19 protein-coding genes and 1 tRNA gene are annotated in these 18684 nt (G+C 63.6%); 6 read left to right on the forward strand and 14 right to left on the reverse strand.

The window, feature by feature from the left end; all coding sequences use genetic code 11:
- Positions 1 to 28: 28 nt before the first annotated feature.
- The 4 genes from cydB to rpoH form a co-directional block, all read right to left on the reverse strand.
- Entirely contained in the window at positions 29 to 1165 is a 1137-nt protein-coding gene (gene cydB, locus BMY06_RS02865; RefSeq protein WP_065062164.1) for a cytochrome d ubiquinol oxidase subunit II, read from the reverse strand.
- Positions 1166 to 1203: 38 nt separating this feature from the next.
- The gene (locus BMY06_RS02870) at positions 1204 to 2793 is read right to left on the reverse strand and encodes a cytochrome ubiquinol oxidase subunit I (protein WP_065062165.1); all 1590 of its coding nucleotides are present in this window, start codon (positions 2791 to 2793) and stop codon (positions 1204 to 1206) included.
- Positions 2783 to 3052, reverse strand: coding sequence for a cytochrome oxidase putative small subunit CydP (gene cydP / locus BMY06_RS02875; RefSeq protein WP_065062167.1), 270 nt, complete (start codon positions 3050 to 3052; stop codon positions 2783 to 2785). Before cydP ends, BMY06_RS02870 begins: the two co-directional genes overlap by 11 nt.
- Before the next feature lie 379 nt (positions 3053 to 3431).
- Positions 3432 to 4361: an RNA polymerase sigma factor RpoH gene (gene rpoH, locus BMY06_RS02880; RefSeq protein WP_373681563.1), complete on the reverse strand. Its 930-nt coding sequence runs from the start codon at positions 4359 to 4361 to the stop codon at positions 3432 to 3434.
- Between the two features lie 700 nt (positions 4362 to 5061).
- Here rpoH and BMY06_RS02885 point away from each other — a divergent pair.
- Positions 5062 to 5445: a nuclear transport factor 2 family protein gene (locus BMY06_RS02885; protein WP_065062171.1), complete on the forward strand. Its 384-nt coding sequence runs from the start codon at positions 5062 to 5064 to the stop codon at positions 5443 to 5445.
- Positions 5446 to 5607: 162 nt separating this feature from the next.
- Here the strand turns inward: BMY06_RS02885 and leuA are convergent, their stop codons facing one another.
- The 3 genes from leuA to ybiB all read right to left on the reverse strand — a co-directional run bounded on the left by leuA (position 5608) and on the right by ybiB (position 8801).
- On the reverse strand, positions 5608 to 7254 hold the full coding sequence (leuA, locus tag BMY06_RS02890; RefSeq protein WP_074981466.1) for a 2-isopropylmalate synthase: 1647 nt from the start codon (positions 7252 to 7254) through the stop codon (positions 5608 to 5610).
- On the reverse strand, positions 7244 to 7447 hold the full coding sequence (locus tag BMY06_RS02895; protein WP_065062175.1) for a hypothetical protein: 204 nt from the start codon (positions 7445 to 7447) through the stop codon (positions 7244 to 7246). The genes leuA and BMY06_RS02895 overlap by 11 nt, the downstream gene beginning before the upstream one ends.
- Positions 7448 to 7838: 391 nt before the next feature.
- Complete coding sequence (gene ybiB, locus BMY06_RS02900; protein WP_074981468.1) at positions 7839 to 8801, reverse strand: DNA-binding protein YbiB; 963 nt, start codon at positions 8799 to 8801, stop codon at positions 7839 to 7841.
- A gap of 379 nt (positions 8802 to 9180) precedes the next feature.
- Between ybiB and BMY06_RS02905 the strand changes: the two genes are divergently transcribed.
- Together BMY06_RS02905 and maiA are read left to right on the forward strand one after the other, a co-directional pair.
- Positions 9181 to 9879 (forward strand): fumarylacetoacetate hydrolase family protein, encoded by a 699-nt coding sequence (locus BMY06_RS02905; RefSeq protein WP_074981470.1) that lies wholly within the window; start codon positions 9181 to 9183, stop codon positions 9877 to 9879.
- 100 nt (positions 9880 to 9979) lie between these two features.
- Entirely contained in the window at positions 9980 to 10627 is a 648-nt protein-coding gene (maiA, locus tag BMY06_RS02910; protein WP_065062181.1) for a maleylacetoacetate isomerase, read from the forward strand.
- Between the two features lie 93 nt (positions 10628 to 10720).
- On the opposite strand, the gene ftsY is transcribed toward maiA, so the two are convergent.
- On the reverse strand, positions 10721 to 11839 hold the full coding sequence (gene ftsY / locus BMY06_RS02915) for a signal recognition particle-docking protein FtsY (protein ID WP_074981472.1): 1119 nt from the start codon (positions 11837 to 11839) through the stop codon (positions 10721 to 10723).
- Positions 11840 to 12142: 303 nt separating this feature from the next.
- Here ftsY and rsmD point away from each other — a divergent pair, with 303 nt between their 5' ends.
- The 3 genes from rsmD to BMY06_RS02930 all read left to right on the forward strand — a co-directional run bounded on the left by rsmD (position 12143) and on the right by BMY06_RS02930 (position 13746).
- Complete coding sequence (rsmD, locus tag BMY06_RS02920) at positions 12143 to 12769, forward strand: 16S rRNA (guanine(966)-N(2))-methyltransferase RsmD (protein WP_074981474.1); 627 nt, start codon at positions 12143 to 12145, stop codon at positions 12767 to 12769.
- 141 nt (positions 12770 to 12910) lie between these two features.
- A complete protein-coding gene (gene coaD, locus BMY06_RS02925) occupies positions 12911 to 13414 on the forward strand; it encodes a pantetheine-phosphate adenylyltransferase (protein WP_065062187.1) in 504 nt (167 codons plus the stop codon).
- A 74-nt stretch (positions 13415 to 13488) separates the two neighbouring features.
- Positions 13489 to 13746, forward strand: a complete 258-nt coding sequence (locus BMY06_RS02930) for a YfhL family 4Fe-4S dicluster ferredoxin (protein ID WP_065062189.1) — start codon at positions 13489 to 13491, stop codon at positions 13744 to 13746.
- Positions 13747 to 13877: 131 nt separating this feature from the next.
- Here the strand turns inward: BMY06_RS02930 and hisC are convergent, their stop codons facing one another.
- From hisC to ispE, 6 genes are all read right to left on the reverse strand, one after another.
- Positions 13878 to 14945: a histidinol-phosphate transaminase gene (gene hisC / locus BMY06_RS02935; protein ID WP_074981476.1), complete on the reverse strand. Its 1068-nt coding sequence runs from the start codon at positions 14943 to 14945 to the stop codon at positions 13878 to 13880.
- A gap of 93 nt (positions 14946 to 15038) precedes the next feature.
- Entirely contained in the window at positions 15039 to 15641 is a 603-nt protein-coding gene (gene pth, locus BMY06_RS02940) for an aminoacyl-tRNA hydrolase (protein WP_065062191.1), read from the reverse strand.
- A gap of 179 nt (positions 15642 to 15820) precedes the next feature.
- A complete protein-coding gene (locus BMY06_RS02945; RefSeq protein ID WP_065062193.1) occupies positions 15821 to 16423 on the reverse strand; it encodes a 50S ribosomal protein L25/general stress protein Ctc in 603 nt (200 codons plus the stop codon).
- Positions 16424 to 16592: 169 nt separating this feature from the next.
- Positions 16593 to 17549 (reverse strand): ribose-phosphate pyrophosphokinase, encoded by a 957-nt coding sequence (locus tag BMY06_RS02950; RefSeq protein WP_027815686.1) that lies wholly within the window; start codon positions 17547 to 17549, stop codon positions 16593 to 16595.
- A 66-nt stretch (positions 17550 to 17615) separates the two neighbouring features.
- Positions 17616 to 17692, reverse strand: a tRNA-Gln gene (locus tag BMY06_RS02955).
- 50 nt (positions 17693 to 17742) lie between these two features.
- The gene (ispE, locus tag BMY06_RS02960; protein ID WP_074981478.1) at positions 17743 to 18645 is read right to left on the reverse strand and encodes a 4-(cytidine 5'-diphospho)-2-C-methyl-D-erythritol kinase; all 903 of its coding nucleotides are present in this window, start codon (positions 18643 to 18645) and stop codon (positions 17743 to 17745) included.
- Positions 18646 to 18684: the final 39 nt, after the last annotated feature.

Consider the following 18684-nt stretch of genomic DNA (forward strand, 5'->3'; position numbering starts at 1 on the left):
GATGTTGCGTACGTTGCGTAGGTTGCGTTCAGTACATCGTGTTGCGCTTGTCGTCGAGCGCATCCACGGTCACCTTGCCGCGCATGATGCGATACGCCCAGGTGGTGTACGCAAGCACGATCGGCAGGAAGATGATGACGGCCACGAGCATGATCTCGAGCGTCGTCTTGCTGGACGTCGCGTCCCAGACCGTGAGGCTAGAACGCGGATCGAGCGACGACGGCATGATGAACGGGAACATCGAAAAGCCCGCAGTGAGAATCACCCCGACGATCAGCAGCGACGTGCCGATGAACGCCGTCTTTTCGAGCCGCGATCCGGCCAGCACGAACGCGATCACGCCGCCCAGAATGCCGACGATCGGTGCGGCCGCCATCCACGGATACGTCACGTAGTTGGCGATCCACAGCCCCGCGCCCGGCTCCACGCTCTTGAGCAGCGGATTGGCGACCGCGTCGTAGGGCGCGGCATTGGTGATCGCATAGCCGCCGATCAGCGTTGCCACCAGGCCGCCCGCCACCACGAACAGCACGACCGCGAGTCCCGCCATCAGGCGCAGCGCCTTCGACGCGCGCTGGGCCACCACGCCGTCGCTCTTGAGCTTCACGAACGCGGCGCCGTGCGCGCTGAGCATGGTGAGGCTCACGAGCCCGCAGATCAGCGCGAACGGATTGAGCAACGCCCAGAAGCTGCCGTAGTAGGTCACGCGCAGATCGGTGTCGTACTGGAACGGCACGCCTTGCAGCAGGTTGCCGAACGCCACGCCGAACACCAGCGCGGGCACGAAGCCGCCGATAAAGAGCGCCCAGTCCCACGCACCGCGCCACTTCGGGTTGTCGCGCTTGCCGCGATAGTCGAAGCCCACGGGCCGGAAGAACAGCGCGAAGAGCACCAGCAGCATCGCGAAGTAGAAGCCCGAGAACGACGCCGCGTAGACGAGCGGCCAGGCGGCGAACATCGCGCCGCCCGCGGTGATGAGCCAGACCTGGTTGCCTTCCCACGTGGCGCCGACCGTGTTGATGACGACGCGGCGCTCCGCGTCGGTTTTGCCGATGAAGGGCAGCAGGACGGCTGCGCCCATGTCGAAGCCGTCGGTGAGCGAGAAGCCGATCAGCAGCACGCCGATCAGCACCCACCAGATCACTTTGAGGGTTGCGTAGTCCATGGTGTGTTTCCTGATGTGGGTCCGGAGGCCAGGGGGCGTCAGGCGACGCGGTTGCCGCTCGCCACGGCCGCCGCGCCCTGCTCGTGGAAATAGCGTCCCGTCTGCAGCGAGGACGGCCCGAGGCGCGCGTACTTGAACATCAGCGTGATCTCGATGATGAAAAGCGCCGTGTAGAACACCACGAAGCCCGCGAGGCTCAGCCACACGTCGCCGGGCGCGAGACTCGACGCGGAGAGATGCGTCGGCAGCACTTCGGCGATGGTCCACGGCTGGCGGCCGAGTTCGGCGACGATCCAGCCGAATTCGGCGGCGAGCCACGGCAGCGGAATCGCCCAGACGGCCCAGCGCAGGAACCAGCGGCGGTTGTCCTGGAGCAGCGAGCGTTGCGCGCAAAACCAGAACGCGAGCACGAAGGTCAGCAGGAACAGCATGCCGAGCCCGACCATCACGCGGAACGACCAGAACACCGGCGCGACGGGCGGAATCGAGTGCTTCGCGGCGGCCTTGATCTGCGCGGGCGAGGCGTCGACCACATTGGGCGCGAACTGTTTCACGAGCAGGCCGTAGCCGAGATCGCCCTTGTGCGCTTCGAACACGTCGCGCGTGGCGTTATCGGCGTTGCCTTCCTTGAGTTTTTGCAGCGCGGCATAGGCGAGCATGCCGTTCTGGATGCGCACTTCGGCGCGGCCCATCAGATCCTTCAGGCCGATCACGGGCTCGTCGATCGAACGCGTGGCGATGATGCCCATCAGGTACGGAATCTGGATCGCGTAATCGGTGCGCTCTTCTTTCTGATTAGGAATGCCGAAGAGCGTGAAGGGCGCGGGCGCCGGCGCGGTATCCCATTCGGCTTCGATGGCGGCGAGCTTCACCTGCTGCACTTCGCCGGTGCGATAGCCCGACTCGTCGCCGAGCACGATCACGCAGAGCGTCGAGGCGAGGCCGAAACCGGCGGCGATCGCGAACGAGCGCAGCGCGAAATCGACGTCGCGGCGGCGCAGCAAATACCACGACGAGATGCCAAGCACGAACATCGACGCCGTCACATAGCCCGCCGAAACGGTGTGCACGAACTTCACCTGTGCGACCGGATTGAAGATCACCTGGAACAGGCTCGACAGCTCCATGCGCATGGTTTCGTAGTTGAACTCGGCGCCGACCGGATTCTGCATCCAGCCGTTGGCGACCAGGATCCACAGCGCCGAGAGATTCGAGCCGAGCGCGACGAAGAAAGTGGTGAGCAGGTGGCCGCCCTTCGACATGCGGTTCCAGCCGAAGAAGAACAGGCCGACGAAGGTGGATTCGAGGAAGAAGGCCGCGAGCCCTTCGACGGCGAGCGGCACGCCGAAGATGTCGCCCACGTAGTGCGAGTAGTAGGACCAGTTGGTGCCGAACTGGAATTCCATCGTCAGGCCGGTGGTGACGCCCATCACGAAGTTGATCGCGAAGAGCTTGCCCCAGAACTGCGTCATGTCCTTGTAGATGGTCTTGCCGGTCATCACGTAGACGGATTCCATGATGACGAGCAGCCACGAGAGCCCGAGCGTGAGCGGCACGAACAGAAAGTGGTAGAGCGCAGTGACCGCGAACTGCAGCCGCGAGAGATCGACGGTTTCGCTAATGGGCATGGTGGTTCCCTTGTTGCGGGTTCGTCCCGGCCGACACCGGTACGGAGAGAATGGCCTGGGCAACTTCCGCAGGCGGCATGTTCATGTTTTCGGCCTGCGGATGATTGAAGAAGGCGTACTTCAGCGCCATCAGCAGCACGAGCTTGACGGCGAGAACGAGAACGATGTCGCGGGCGAAGGTCGGGCCGCGCGCCCACTGGAGAATGCGTGCGCGCAGAAGCGGTCGCGTGCGCGCTGACTGGCCGGAAGTGAAGATCATGACGATGACTGTTGCCCCTAAAACTTGTTTCCTGGCCAGGCCTGCACGCAACCCGGATTGGTGTACATGTTGTGTACAAGGATTCTAGGAGTGGGGTCATCAGGACACCGTGACAAGAAGCCGCGAGCGCCTGCCTCACCGATCAGTAATGCGATCCGATTTGTTCGAAATCAATTTTTTGAGGTCGCGTTCTGATGTTTGCAACCGTGCATCAGATCAAGACTGCGCGGCATGCGAATTCATCTTACGAGGGAACGCTCAGAGACGGCGTGAACGTGTACTTATTTCTGGCGCCGGAAAAGAAAAAGCCCCGCACCTGGCAGGGGCGGGGCTGTCGGCGTCACGCTCGCGGGGCGAGCGGCGCAGCTTGATACGCGCGTCAGGCGTAGGCGGCGAGCGCCGTGCGCATCTTCTTCATTGCGCTGGATTCGATCTGGCGGATCCGCTCGGCCGATACGCCGAACTCGTCGGCGAGTTCGTGCAGCGTCGAACCGCCCGAACCGTCGTCGGCCACATTCAGCCAGCGCGCTTCGATGATGCGGCGGCTGCGCGGGTCGAGCGCTTCCAGCGCGCTGGCGATGCCGTCCGACTGCAGACGATCGCGGTCGCGCGCGGCCATCACGGCGGTCGGCTCGCTGTGCGAGTCGGCGAGCCAGGCGATCGGCGCGAAGGATTCCTCGCCGTCGTCGTTCTGGCTTTCCAGCGCGATGTCGGCACCCGACAAGCGCGTTTCCATCTCCACGACTTCCTCGCGCTTCACATTCAGTTCCTGCGCCAGGCCTTCGATTTCCTCCGGCGTGAACGACTGCAGGCCCTGCTTGTGGCTGCGCAGGTTGAAGAACAGCTTGCGCTGCGCCTTGGTGGTGGCGACCTTCACCATGCGCCAGTTGCGCAGGATGTATTCGTGGATTTCGGCCTTGATCCAGTGCATGGCGTACGACACGAGACGTACGTTCTGCTCGGGGTCAAAGCGCTTCACGGCCTTCATCAGACCGATATTGCCTTCCTGGATCAGGTCGGCGTGCGGCAGACCATAGCCGAGGTAATTACGGGCGATCGAGACCACGAGGCGCAGGTGCGACAGCACCATGCGGCGCGCGGACTCCAGATTGTTTTGCTCGCGAAATTCAGTCGCGAATTGACGCTCCTCTTGCGGCGTCAACATCGGGATCCGGTTTACGGCCTGGATGTAGGCGTCGATGTTGCCCAGTTGGCCGGGCAGCAGGGAAGCGTTCGCGAGCGCCAGGGCACCCGAACCCGCGGCCTTGGCCGGCTTGGTGTTCAGCGTACCCGGAAGGGTCATTGCCATTGCGTTGCTCACGTAGCGAACTCCTCAGGAATCTTGCAAAAGTCAGACTGCGACTCCACGTTGGATGTTAGCACTCTGAATCAGCGAGTGCTAATACTTGGAGTCGGTAGGGGCTTCATGGTTCCGTGTTCTCTATCGAAATAGTTGTTTCGATAGGTTTCAACAAAATCACGGGAGGCAGACGGGACGGGGTTTCCAGCCCGATGCGGCGCGCGCACACCCGCGAACCGAGGGATAACTCTAGAACGATGACGCCGCGCAAAGCCGGCGCGGCAGAGAATTTGGGGCTGGATAAAAAACTGAATAAGCGGCGCTGACGGACTCAAAAATCGGGCCTCGCAGACGCTGTTCCGCGATTGTTTCGCACGGGCTCGTACTGGCTCGCACGGGCAGCCGCGCCCGAATTCTGTTCACGGCAGATATCTGAATGACATCAGAATACGCCGAAAGTGCTGCGATGCGACATTGCGGCGCAGGGCTAGCAGGCTTGAGCGTGCGGCGCGTCACACAACGCCGTCTGCGGATGCAGGAAGCAATCGCGCAGCGTGACGGCTCTTTCTGACGCGCATATGGGGCCGATCCTTTTGATCGCAAGTATCCATGCGTCCAAACCTGGTATAAATTTCAGCGACACGCATGCGTACATCTTCTGTGCGAACCGGCGCGCGTGGCGCGGGCTCGTGCGCAAGGGGCCCGGGTAATGGCGGCAAAAGTAATCGAAGCGATTCGCGGACTGGAGCGCGAGCGGTTTCGCGCGATGGTGGACGGCGACGGCTCGTCGCTGGATCAACTGCTGTCCGACAATGTCTTTTTCGTTCACACGAACGGCAAGCGCGAGACCAAGCAGCAGTTCATCGATGCGATCACGGCGGGGCGCCGGCGCTACCGTCAGATCGAGATCCAGTCGCAGGACGTGCTGCCGGTGGGCAACGAGACCTGCGTGGTGTCGGGGCGCGTGCTGATCGAGATGGAAGCGAACAATGGCGCGCTGCTGTTTCCGATTGCCTACACGGCGATCCAGACGCAGGAGGATGGCCACTGGCGTCTGCTCGCGTGGCAGGCGACGCGTTGCGCGATCGAGTGAGATCCGGTAAGTCCACTCGCCGATCCGCCTGCTAGGGCGTTTCGGGCGCACGCCAGCGGCCCGTTTTGCCGCCGGCGCTCAACGGCGCCGCCTCCAGGTTTGCTGCTTTTCTGCTGCTAACTTTCCGACTATTGATCGCTTCCGGATCGCTTCGTGGCCCGATCAGGCCGCGACGCGACGGTCGACCGTCTGCCACGTTGCGCGGTTGATGGCGCTGATCACCGCGGCGAGTACAGCCTGCGCCGCATCGTCGGCGACGCCCACGCCGTGGCGCAGCGCCTGTCCGCCCACCCGGGCGCCGACGAACACCGCCGTGCCGCCTTGTGCCGTGCGCGCGGTTTCAAACGACGTGATCTCCACGCTTTCTTCCGCAACATCGGCGAACGCTGCCGCGACGGCTTGCGCATGCGCTTCGTCGATCTGCGCTGCCGCGGCAATCGCGACGTCGCGGCCTTCGAAGCGTGCGCGGCCTGCGCCGACCATCGTTGCCGGCCCCTTCGTCTCGAAATATTCGCGTTCGAACAGCGAGCAGATCGCCTCGCCGGTGATTTCCACGCCGGAGGCGTCCGTGACCTTTTGCACGGCGTGGCTGAATTCGATCTGGACGCGGCGCGGCGGCGTGAAGCCCATGCCGCGTTCGAGCAGATACGTCGCGCCGCCCTTGCCCGACTGGCTGTTCACGCGGATCACCGCGTCGTAGCTGCGGCCGAGATCGGCGGGATCGATCGGCAAATAGGGCACTTCCCAGATGGCGTCGGGCTGCTGAAGCGCGAAACCCTTGCGGATCGCGTCTTGATGCGAACCCGAAAACGCCGTGAACACGAGGTCGCCCGCGTACGGATGGCGCGGATGCACGGGCAATTGATTGCAGCGCTCGACCACGCGGCGCACGGCGTCGATGTCCGAAAAATCGAGGCCCGGATCGATGCCCTGCGTGTAGAGATTCATCGCGAGCGTGACGAGATCGACGTTGCCGGTGCGTTCGCCGTTGCCGAAGAGACAGCCTTCGACACGGTCCGCGCCCGCGAGCACGGCCATTTCGGCGGCGGCCACGGCGGTGCCGCGGTCGTTATGCGGATGCACGGAGAGCACGATGCTGTCGCGATACGCGAGGTTGCGGTCCATCCACTCGATCTGGTCGGCGTAGACGTTGGGCATCGCGGCTTCGACGGTCGCCGGGAGATTCACGATCATCTTGTGATCGCGCGTCGGGCGCCACGTCTGGGCGACGGCGTCGCAGACTTCGCGGGCGAACGTGAGCTCGGCCATGCTGAACGTTTCCGGAGAATACTGGTAGGTCCAGTGCGTCTGCGGGCAGGCGTCGGCGTGCTCGCGGATCATGCGCGTGCCGTTCACGGCGAGCGCCTTCACTTCCTCCTTCGATTGACCGAACACGATCTTGCGGAAAGACGGGCAGATCGCGTTGTAAAGATGCACGATCGCGCGCGATGCGCCTTCGAGTGCCTCGAACGTGCGGGCAATCAGATCTTCGCGCGACTGCACGAGCACTTCGATCGTCACGTCGTCGGGAATGCGCTTTTCGTCGATGAGCTTGCGCACGAAATCGAAGTCGGTCTGCGAAGCGGACGGAAAGCCGACTTCGATTTCCTTGAAGCCGATCTGCACGAGCATTTCGAAGAATTCGGTCTTCTGCTCGATGCTCATCGGCTCGATGAGCGACTGGTTGCCGTCGCGCAGGTCGGTGCTCATCCAGATCGGCGCGCGTTCGATCGTGCGCGTCGGCCATTTGCGGCCGTTCAAACGGATGGCGGGGAAAGGGCGATATTTTTCGGCGGGATTACGCAACATGATGGGCCTCGTTCTTCATGATGTCGTATGCGATGGCGGTCGGCAGCGGGCGGCTGGCGGGCTGGCGACGAGGCACGATGCGAGAGACTTCCGGCATCCGGGCGGCAACCTCGGACGCGAAGAAGACAGCCACGCTGACGGCGGTAACCGGCGCGGCGAAAGCGAACGTGAACGATGCCCATGCAACGTGCATTTTGACCTCGCGACTCGTCCAGTCGGTAGACGGACGAATGCAGACGACAAGTTGTAGAGATACTGCGAGTTTGGGGGTACTGCGAGAACTGCTGGGAGGACTGCCGACCGGCTCTGGGGAGCGGTCGCGCAGCGCTACGCCTGGCTTACGCTAGACGTAGCGATAGGGCCGCTAGGCGGCCGAGGGTAATTCGGAGGGTGTTCGGATAGGAACGCATTCGACCAATTTAAGTCAGGACGAACGCGCCTGTCAACAGGGAATGTGGCGACGCAGCTAGAAAAATTGCACGCAGATAGGCGATGAAGCGCTCAATTGCCGAAATGCGGACGATCCGCAAGCAACGCGCGGACGGCCGCAAACGTCCATGCCGCCGCGCTTTCAGCCGGATCGTTCAGCGCTTCGCGATGCGCTTGATCGTTTCCACCTGACGGGCGATCGCGTCGGGCACGGGCACTTCGCCGCGCAGCACGTCGGCGATCCACTCGGCGGTCGTGGGCGCGTCGCGGCCTTCGGGCAGATCCACTTCGGGCGCGTCCGGCGACGAGCGTTCCGGTTCGATCAGCGTGTCGCAGACGCCGTCATGCAGCCAGTCGACCTGCACCTGGCGGCGCGTATCGGCGACCGCTTCGCCTTCGGTGCCGCGCGCAAGCAATGCGCCACCCACGGCTGCTTCGGGATGCGCGGCGAACAGCGCGCTCAAGCTCTCGCGATACGGCGGATGCGTGTAATTCACGAGCCGCAGGCCCGGTTGCGCGAACGGTTGCAACAGCTTGACTAGCGTGTGCGTGGAGTTGCGCACGCCCATCCGGCGACGCAGGGAGAGCAGGCGCGCAAGCTGCGGTGCGAGCGTTTCGATCGACGCAAATGCAACCCGTTTGTCGGCGAGTTGTGCTTCGATGTCGGCGTGATCGCGTGCGTTGGGGAGATTTAGTGCAGCAAAGATTTCGGCGCTGGTGACGCGGCCCGGATCGGTCTGCACGCCGTGCACGAGCACCGGCACGCCGTCGCGGGCGAGCAGCAGGGCGAGCAGCGGTACGAGGTTCGGCTGCTTGCGCGCTCCGTTGTAGCTCGGAATCGAGACCGCGCGATAGTCGCCTGCAGGCACAGCAATCGGCGCGAACGACGCGTGCGCCGCCGAAAGCATCGCAGCCAGTTCGTCGGCGGTTTCGCCCTTGAGGCGGTAAGCCAGCAAGACTGCACCCAGCTCGAGCTCGGGCACGCGGCCGTCGAGCATCGCGGCGTAGAGCGCGTGCGTGTCTTCGGACGACAGCGAGCGCGCGCCGTGCGGGCCGCGGCCGATCTCCTTGATGAAGCGGGCGCAGGAAAAGGTCTCGGTGGAGTCGGGGGCGTTCATGAGGGCGTGCGTGTTATGTCGATGTGCCGGCCACGCGCCACGCTGCGTGGGCGGTGCGTGCCGTTCGGCGACTGTCTTGCGGATGCAGGAAGTATCGCACGACCTGCGCGGTGCGGTCCGACGCAGTGAAGGGATTAGGGCCGTAGCGTTGTCGCAGCCGTGCCGCAGTACTGCGGTATCGAACTGCGCCAGCGCGGCGCCGCAAGCTTCGAAAGCTTCGCAATGGCTTGAAATATCGTCGCGATTGCTTGCCGTGGCGACTGACCGCGCCGCGCGCCGCTGCGCGTTACACTCGCGTTTTACGCTGCCGAGCCGCGAGCGGATGCAGGCGTCGCGCGGCGTTGACTGACCATCACGAAGAACGAAGACGGAGAAACAGATGAGTTACGTATTTGAACCGGCGCCGCAAGCCTACGTGCCGGTCGCGGGCAGCAGCGCGCATTTCCCGGTGCGCCGCATCTATTGCGTGGGCCGCAACTACGAAGCGCATGCGCGCGAGATGGGCCACGATCCAAACCGCGAACCGCCGTTCTTCTTCGCCAAGCCCGCCGACGCCGTTCTCTTCGTGCCGCCCGGTGCGGCCGCCGATTTCCCGTATCCGGCTCAGTCGAACAACGTGCACTTCGAAATGGAACTCGTCGCGGCGATTGGCAAGGCGGGCAAGAACATTCCGGTGGAAAGCGCGCTCGACCACGTCTACGGCTACGCGCTCGGTCTCGACATGACGCGCCGCGATCTGCAGGCCGAAGCGAAGAAACTCGGCCGTCCGTGGGATACGGCCAAGGGTTTCGACCATTCGGCGCCGATCGGCCCGATCCATCCGGTGGCGCAAGTCGGCCAACTGGCCAAAGGCTCGATCTGGCTTTCGGTGAATGACGAGGAAAAGCAGCGCTCGGATATTTCGCAGATGATCTGGCCAGTTGCCGATACGATCGCGTATCTTTCGACGCTGTTCGAGCTGAAGGCGGGCGACCTGATCTTCACGGGCACGCCGGAAGGCGTGGGCGCGGTGGTGACGGGCGATCTGATGAAGGGCGGCGTGGACGGCCTGGGCGAAATCGCTGTGCGCGTAGTCTGAAAACCGCCTGAACGATGCGACCGGCCTGACGCAGCGTTGCGCCCGCCCGGCGCGCTGCGGCTCGATACCGCGCGACTAAAACAAGGAGCATGAGAGGAGCATGAAGCTATATAGCTATTTCCGCAGTTCGGCGTCGTATCGCGTGCGTATTGCGTTGAATCTCAAGAATCTGTCGTACGAGTACGTGCCGGTGCATCTGGTGCGCGACGGCGGCGAGCAATTGAAGCCCGAGTACCGCAAGGTGAACCCGGACGCCATCGTGCCGACCTTCGTCGACGACGAGCAGCACGCGATCCAGCAATCGCTCGCGATCATCGAGTATCTCGAAGAGACGCATCCGGAGCCGCCGCTGCTGCCGAAGTCGCCCGTCGACCGCGCGCACGTGCGTTCGCTTGCGCTGCAGATCGCCTGCGAGATCCATCCGCTGAACAACCTGCGCGTGCTGAAGTACCTGAAGCGCACGCTGGGCGTGGACGACGCGGCGAAGGATGCGTGGTACCGGCACTGGGTCGAAGCGGGTTTCGAGACGCTCGAAGCGCGGCTGGCCGGCGACCCGCGCACCGGCAAGCTGTGTTTCGGCGATACGCCGACTTTCGCCGACCTGTTCCTCGTGCCGCAGATCTACAACGCGCATCGTTTTAACGTCGACACCACGCGGTTTCCGACCATTCAGCGCATTCACGATTACGCCGTGCAGCTCGATGCATTCGCGCGCGCGGCGCCGGGCGCGCAGCCCGATTCGGAGTGATATCGCGGCGATTTGCGCTCAGATGAGCCGATCATGACGTGAAAAAGGGCATCGCTCGCGAGAGGGATGCCCTTTTCTTTTACGCCGCCTGGATCAGTTGCCGAGCAATGCGTCCGCAAATTCTTCGGCCACGAACGGCTGCAGATCCTCGACCTTCTCGCCCACGCCGATGAAGTACACCGGAATCGGGCGCTGGCGCGCGATCGCGGCGAGAATGCCGCCCTTCGCGGTGCCGTCGAGCTTGGTGACGATCAGGCCGGTGAGACCGAGCGCGTCGTCGAACGACTTCACCTGCGTGAGTGCATTCTGGCCCGTGTTCGCGTCGATCACGAGCAGGACTTCGTGCGGCGCGCCGTCGAAGGCCTTGCCGATCACGCGCTTGACCTTCTTGAGCTCATCCATCAGATGGAGCTGCGTGGGCAGGCGGCCGGCCGTGTCGGCCATCACCACGTTGATGCCGCGCGCGCGCGCCGCGTTCACGGCGTCGAAGATCACCGCGGCCGGGTCGCCGCTTTCCTGCTGCACGACCGTCACGTTGTTGCGCTCGCCCCAGATGGTGAGCTGCTCGCGCGCGGCGGCGCGGAACGTGTCGCCGGCGGCCAGCAGCACGCTCTGGTCGAAGCTCTGCAGATGCTTGGCGAGCTTGCCGATGCTGGTGGTCTTGCCCGCGCCGTTCACGCCCGCGATCATCATGACGAGCGGCTGCGCGCGGCCCAGCATCAGCGACTTTTCGAGCGGCTTGAGCAGGTCGATCAGCAACTGACGCAGCGCGGTTTTCACCTGCTGCGCTTCGGTCAGGCGTTCGGCGCGCACCTTCTGGCGCAGCGTTTCGAGCAGATATTCGGTGGCGTCGACACCCGCGTCCGACATCAGCAGCGCGGTTTCCAGCTCCTCGTAGAGATCGTCGTCGATCTTCGCGTTGACGAAGATGCTCTGGATGTTCGAACCCGTTTTCGACAGCCCCGACTTCAGGCGCGTCAGCCACGACTTCTTCGCGGTGGCGTCGAGCGCGGGCGGCGGGACGATTTCGACGGCCTCGAACGTGCGGGCGGCAGCGGGCGGTGCTTTGGACTCTGCGGGCGCGGCCGGCGCGCGCGGCGCCGCAGGCGCTTCGTCGCGTGCGGCGTCGGCCTCGGGAGCCGGAGCGGCGGTTTCGGCCTGCTCGTTCTCCGCGTTCTTGTCGCCGCGGAGTCGTTTGAAGAAACTGAACATGATCTGTGGCGTGGTGGGATCGCGCTGCCGGTCTGACCGAGGGACGGTCATCGACGTCATTTCAGCATGCAACGCGTGGAAAACACGACATTTTATCAGGCGGCATAGGGCGCGTCCTTGCCGCAGGCTTCCGGCGCGCGCGCGGCGCTGTGGTAACGTTCGCGGATTGGCCGGGCGGCCTCTGCGTCGCGCCTGGCAGCCCGGTTTGCTTCGCCGGTTCAGATCACCGGTTCGCATCCCACCGGATTGCGCAATGGCGATCCGGTTGCGACGATTCAACCTCGATTCACACAGTACACACGCATGGCCCGTTCATCTTCTTCACGCCCGCAGGGCGCACGTTCCGCGCCACCCGCGCGCGGCGGCACGCACACGATCCGCATTATCGGCGGCGACTGGAAGCGCACGCCGCTGCCCGTGCTCGATCTCGACGGCCTGCGCCCCACGCCCGACCGCGTACGCGAAACCCTGTTCAACTGGCTCGGCCAGCGTCTGGACGGCCTGCGCTGTCTCGACCTGTTCGCCGGCAGCGGCGCGCTCGGCTTCGAGGCCGCGTCGCGCGGCGCTGCGCGCGTGGTGATGGTCGAGCGCAGCGGGCGCGCCGCCGCGCAACTGCGCGCGAATCAGGAGCGCCTCGGCGCCCGCGTGATCGAAATCGCGGAAGCCGACGCGCTGCGTCTCGCCGCGAACCTGCCGCCGGGCTCGTTCGACGTCGTGTTCCTCGATCCGCCGTTCGGCGACGCCGCGCTGCTCGCGCGTGCGCTCGAACTCGCCGCGCCGCTCGTCGCGCCCGACGGCTGGCTCTATGTCGAATCCGGCGAAGCCATCGATCCGGGCGCGCAGCCTGCGCTGGCGGGCTGGCGCGTCGCGCGCGAGGGCAAGGCGGGGGCCGTCCGCTATCATTTGCTGCAACGCGAAAATGAGGAATAATGCGCGTTCGATAAGGTTCGATAAAAAACGGGCGGACGGTTTTCGTGCCGCGCACGCTCGAGCGCACACTGTTTTGGCCGATGTTTTGACCGCCGTTTTCGCAACGGTTTGCGCCCCATTTCTGTTGAGAGGAGAAGCCTCATGGTAGTCGCCGTGTACCCCGGTACGTTCGATCCGCTCACGCGTGGTCACGAAGATCTCGTGCGGCGCGCGTCGAGCATTTTCGACACGCTGGTGGTCGGTGTCGCCGACAGTCGCAACAAGAAGCCGTTCTTCACGCTCGACGAGCGGCTAGAAATTGCGCATGAGGTGCTCGGCCACTATCCCAACGTTCAGGTCATGAGCTTCAAGGGTCTGCTGAAGGACTTCGTGCGCAGCAACAACGCGCGCGTGATCGTACGCGGCCTGCGCGCGGTTTCCGACTTCGAGTACGAGTTTCAGATGGCGGGCATGAACCGCTATCTGCTGCCCGACGTCGAAACCATGTTCATGACGCCGTCGGATCAGTATCAGTTCATTTCGGGCACGATCGTGCGCGAAATCGCCCAGTTGGGCGGCGATGTCAGCAAGTTCGTGTTCCCGTCGGTGGAAAAGCGCCTGCAGGACAAGGTGGCGTCGCAGGGCGGCGCACCCGCGAAGGCCTGAGCCTCGCGAGGGTCGGCAGGCGCGGGGCCGCGGCGCTATAATGTCTTGTTTTTGAAGGGAAACGCGAGAGAAGTATGGCCCTGATGATTACCGACGAGTGCATCAATTGCGACGTCTGCGAGCCCGAGTGCCCGAACGACGCTATTTCGATGGGCCCGGAAATCTACGTGATCGACCCGAACAAGTGCACGGAGTGCGTCGGCCATTTCGACGAGCCGCAGTGCATCCAGGTGTGTCCGGTGGAGTGCATCCCGAAGAATCCCGAGCACCTCGAAACGCAGGAGCAGCTGATGCGGAAGTACGAGACGCTGACGGCGGCGAAGGACGCCTGAGCTTCACAGCCCGCCCGTAGTCTGCTCGCAACGACGACGCTGCAAAAGAAAAACGCGCCCGAGGGCGCGTTTTTTTATGCCTGGCTTTTATGTGCGGCCAACGAGGCTCACAACCAGGCTCACAGCGAGGCTCAGGCGACGATGGCTTTGAGCGCCTCGACGAGCGTATCGCATTCCGCGTCGGTGCCAATCGAGATGCGCAGATGCTGATCGATACGCGGCAGCTTGAAATGGCGCACGAAGATTTCCTTTTCGCGCAGCTTCGCGGCAATGCCGGCCGCGTCGTGCTTCGGATGCTTCGCGAACACGAAGTTCGCCGCCGACGGCACGACCTCGAAGCCCAGCGCCTCGAGCGCCGCATTCAGGCGCGTGCGGCTCGCGATCACGCGTTCGCAGGTCGAGCGGAAGTACGCGACGTCCTCGTAGGCGGCCACGCCGGCCGCTTGCGCCAGTCGATCGAGCGGATACGAGTTGAAGCTGTCCTTCACGCGGTTGAGCGCGTCGATCAGATCGGCGTGACCGAACGCAAAGCCCACGCGCATGCCCGCGAGCGAACGCGACTTCGAAGTCGTATGCACGACGAGCAGATTCGGATAGCGGTCGATCAGCGCGATGGCCGACTCGGCGCCGAAATCCACATACGCTTCGTCGACGATCACGACCGAATCCGGATTGCCCGCGACCACCCGCTCGATCTCGGCGAGCGGCAGCGCATGACCGGTCGGCGCATTCGGATTCGGGAAGATCACGCCGCCGTTCGGCTGCAGATAGTCGTCCACGCGAATCTGGAATTGTTCGTCGAGCGGCACCGTGCGGTACTCGACTTCGTAGAGCCGCGCGTAGGTCGGATAAAAGCTGTAGGTGATATCGGGAAAGAGAATCGGCTGGTCGTGCTTGAGCAGCGCGAGGAACGCGTGCGCGAGCACTTCGTCGGAGCCATTGCCCACGAACACCTGATCGGCGCGCAGACCGTGATGCGCGGCCACGGCGGCGCGCAGATTCTTCGCGACCGGATCGGGATAGCGGCGCAGCGACTCGCTGTGCTCGCCCAGTTCGGCGCGGATCGCGTCGAGCACGCGCGGCGAGGGCGGGTAGGGATTCTCGTTGGTGTTGAGCTTCACCGGATGCGCGAGCGCCGGCTGTTCGCCGGGCACGTACGGTACGAGACGGTGGACGATGTCACTCCAGAAACGACTCAAGACGCTCTCCTTCACTCATTCGATAAGACTTGTGCAGCCGCGCGTGACGCACGGCGCGCACCTTGACGCAAGGTTATCCGCGCAACGCCGACTTCAGCCGTTGCGATGCAGCAGCATCACGGCGCGCTCGGTTTCGCCCTTCACGAAGGTGGGCATGATCGCGAGCGAGCGCTCGATCGACGCGTCGATCACGTCCTGCTCTTCGCGGCGCGGCGGCTTGAGCACGAAGTTCGCCACGTCGGGCTTGGCGCCCGCGCGCGCGCCTTCGGGAATCAGATCGCGCGGATGGCCGATGCCGATGCGCAGTCGCCAGTATTGCTGCGTCGACAGATGCGCGGAAATATCCTTCAGGCCGTTGTGGCCGCCGCTGCCGCCGCCGAGCTTGAGCTTCACGGTGCCGGGCGGCAGATCGAGTTCGTCGTGCGCGACGAGGATCTCGTCGGGCAGGATCTTGAAGAAGTTCGCGACCGCGACGACCGACTGGCCCGAGCGGTTCATATAGGTCTGCGGTTCGAGCAGATGCACTTCCTCGCCGTAGAGGCGCGCCTTCGCGTAGTGGCCGTGAAAGCGGCGCTCGTCGCGCAGCGTCGTGCCGGCGTCGCGCGCGAGCTGGTCCACGAGCCAGAAGCCCGCGTTGTGGCGCGTCGCCGTATATTCGGCGCCCGGATTGCCGAGCCCGACGATCAACCTGATCATGGTGGTGTTTCCGCCTGCAAGATCGCTGAATGCTCGACGGCCAGCGGCCGGAGCGTGATCCGCAAGTGTACGGAAGTGTATGAAAGAGTGCGAAAAAAAACCCGCCGGGGCGAACCGCGGCGGGTCACGTCGACCGTCTCTATTGAGACGGATCGAGAGGATCGGCTTGTTGCCGCAGCTTATTCAGCTGCTGCTTCGCCTTCAGCAGCGGCTTGTGCGCCAGCCGGCACCGGTGCCGACGCGACGACCGGGTTTTCCGCTTCGATGTGCGGAACCAGCGTCACACCTGCCGGCAGCGTGATGTCCTTGGCGTGCAGCGATTGACCGGCTTCGATCTTCGCCAGGTCGACTTCGAGGAATTCCGGCAGTTGGCCCGGCAGGCAAACCACTTCGATTTCCGCGAGGACGTGCGAGATGATCGCGCCACCCAGCTTGACGGCCGGGTTGGTTTCCTGGTTCATGAAGTGCAGGGGCACCTTCGTGTGGATCTTCTTGTTCGGGTCCACGCGCTGGAAGTCCACGTGCAGCACGAGCTGACGGAACGGGTGGTATTGCACGTCGCGCAGCAGAACCTGTTGCGACTTGCCTGCCACTTCGAGCTCGAGGATCGACGAGTGGAAGGATTCCTTCTTCAGGGCGTGCCACAGCGCGTTGTGGTCGAGTTCGACCAGCTGGGGTTCCGAACCGACACCGTAAACGATGCCAGGGGTCTTGCCAGCGATGCGCAGGCGGCGGCTCGCACCCGTACCTTGCAGGTTACGCTCGAAAGCGATGACTTTCATGTGATTCTCCAATGCACTGCCCGCGACCAGGCAGTAAAACGGGGCCTTGTCGACAGCACGGCTGTCTTCTGGCCCCCAGCGATGCAGCACGAACCTTCGTCCGTTCGCGCCGATTACGTGCAAAAGCGCGGCATTCTCGCGAACACCGCGCTTTGCGCGTCAATTCTTTTTAGCTTTCTGCGAACAGCGACATCACCGAGTCGCCGCGGCGGATACGCGAGAACGTCTCCGCGAGCAGGCCGGCGCTCGTGAGCGCGCGGATCTTCGAGCACGCGCGGGCTTCTGCGCCCAGCGGAATCGTGTCGGTGACGACCAGTTCGTCCAGTGCGGAAGCTGCGATACGCTCGCCAGCGCCACCCGAGAGAACCGGGTGCGTGGCGTAAGCGAAGACCTGCTTTGCGCCGCGTTCCTTCAGCACTTGCGCTGCCTTGCAGAGCGTGCCGGCGGTGTCGACCATGTCGTCCATGATCACGCAGGTGCGGCCTTCGACTTCACCGATGATGTTCATCACTTCGGCGACGTTCGCCTTCGGACGACGCTTGTCGATGATCGCGAGATCGCAGCCGAGTTGCTTGGCGAGCGCACGGGCGCGCACCACGCCGCCGACGTCCGGCGAAACGACCAGCAGGTTCTCGTAGTTCTGCTTGCGCAGATCGCCGAGCAGCACGGGCGTTGCGTAGATGTTGTCGACGGGAATATCGAAGAAGCCCTGGATCTGGTCAGCGTGCAGATCCATCGTGATGATCCGCTCGACGCCCGCGATTTCCAGCATGTTCGCCACGACCTTCGCCGAGATGGCGACGCGCGCCGAACGGGGGCGGCGGTCTTGACGGGCATAGCCGAAGTAGGGGATGGCTGCAGTGATCCGGCCTGCGGATGCGCGCTTGAGCGCATCGACCATGATCATCAGTTCCATGAGGTTGTCGTTGGTCGGCGCGCAGGTGGACTGGAGGACGAAGACGTCCTTGCCACGCACGTTTTCCTGGATTTCGACCTGGATTTCACCGTCGGAGAAGCGGCTAACCATAGCCTTGCCGAGGGGAATACCGAGGATCTTGACGACTTCCTGTGCAAGCGCGGGATTTGCGTTGCCAGTAAAAACCATCAGGCCGTCATGGCTGCTCATCATGCACCTGCTGCGGACTTTGGGGGGGCGAGAGGAACTACTTGGGCGAACTGCTTTTAGAATTTTTGGCAGGGGAGGAAGGACTCGAACCCTCGCATGCCGGAATCAAAATCCGGTGCCTTGACCAACTTGGCGACTCCCCTACACTCAACTTCTAGCCTGACTGACCGGTAGAGCGATCAGCCACGCAAAACTATGACGCGAAAGTGAAGAGTGGATGCGTGTCCAGACTCGAGGCTACCGCGCTTCTCCAGGTTGGGTGTTCCGCTTGCAGTTTGGCTTGCACCGTTTCTGCTTCGGCCCGACTGGTGAATGCTGCGAAAACGCTTGCACCCGATCCGGTCATCCGCGCCGATGTTGTGCTGCTCGAGATGTTCTCGAACCACTTGATCACCTGCGCTACTTCCGCGTATTTTCCTGCGACAACCGCTTGCATATCGTTCCGGCCGAAACTGTCTGGCCATCCGTTCTGCGCTGCTTGCTGTGCAAGAAAGACTGCTATTGTGCAGGTCTCTGTGTCCCTTGTCAACGACTTTTCTGAAAAAATTTCAGCGGTAGGAACATGAACCTGCGGCGTCACAACCAGAAAATGACGCGGGGGCAATTGTACACATTCCAGCGCCTCGCCAACACCCTCCGCAAATGCATTTTTCCCGAACACGAAGAAGGGCACATCGGCGCCCAGTTTCAGTGCCAGTTCCTGCAATTCGAGGCGCGGCAGATTGAGCTTCCAGAGGCGGTTCAGCGCGAGCAGCGTGGTGGCCGCATCGGAGCTGCCGCCGCCGAGACCGGCGCCCATCGGCAGACGCTTTTCGATGTCGATCTCGACGCCTTCCTGCGTACCCGTGTGCTCCTTGAGCAGCTTGGCCGCGCGCACGGTGAGATCGTGTTCGGCCGGCACGCCTTCGACTTCGACGGTGCGCGTGATGCGGCCGTCGTGGCGGCGCGTGAAATGCAGCGTATCGCCCCAGTCGAGCAACTGGAACACGGTCTGCAGATCGTGATAGCCATTCGGGCGGCGGCCCGTGATGTGCAGGAAGAGATTGAGTTTCGCGGGCGCGAGGCAGTCGCGCAGCGAGTCTTGAGTTTCGGTCATGGTGCGTTGAGGCTTGCCTGACCGTCGTGCGGCGGGCCG

The sequence above is a fragment of the Paraburkholderia tropica genome (genome assembly GCF_900109265.1).
Classification (GTDB): Bacteria; Pseudomonadota; Gammaproteobacteria; order Burkholderiales; family Burkholderiaceae; genus Paraburkholderia; species Paraburkholderia tropica.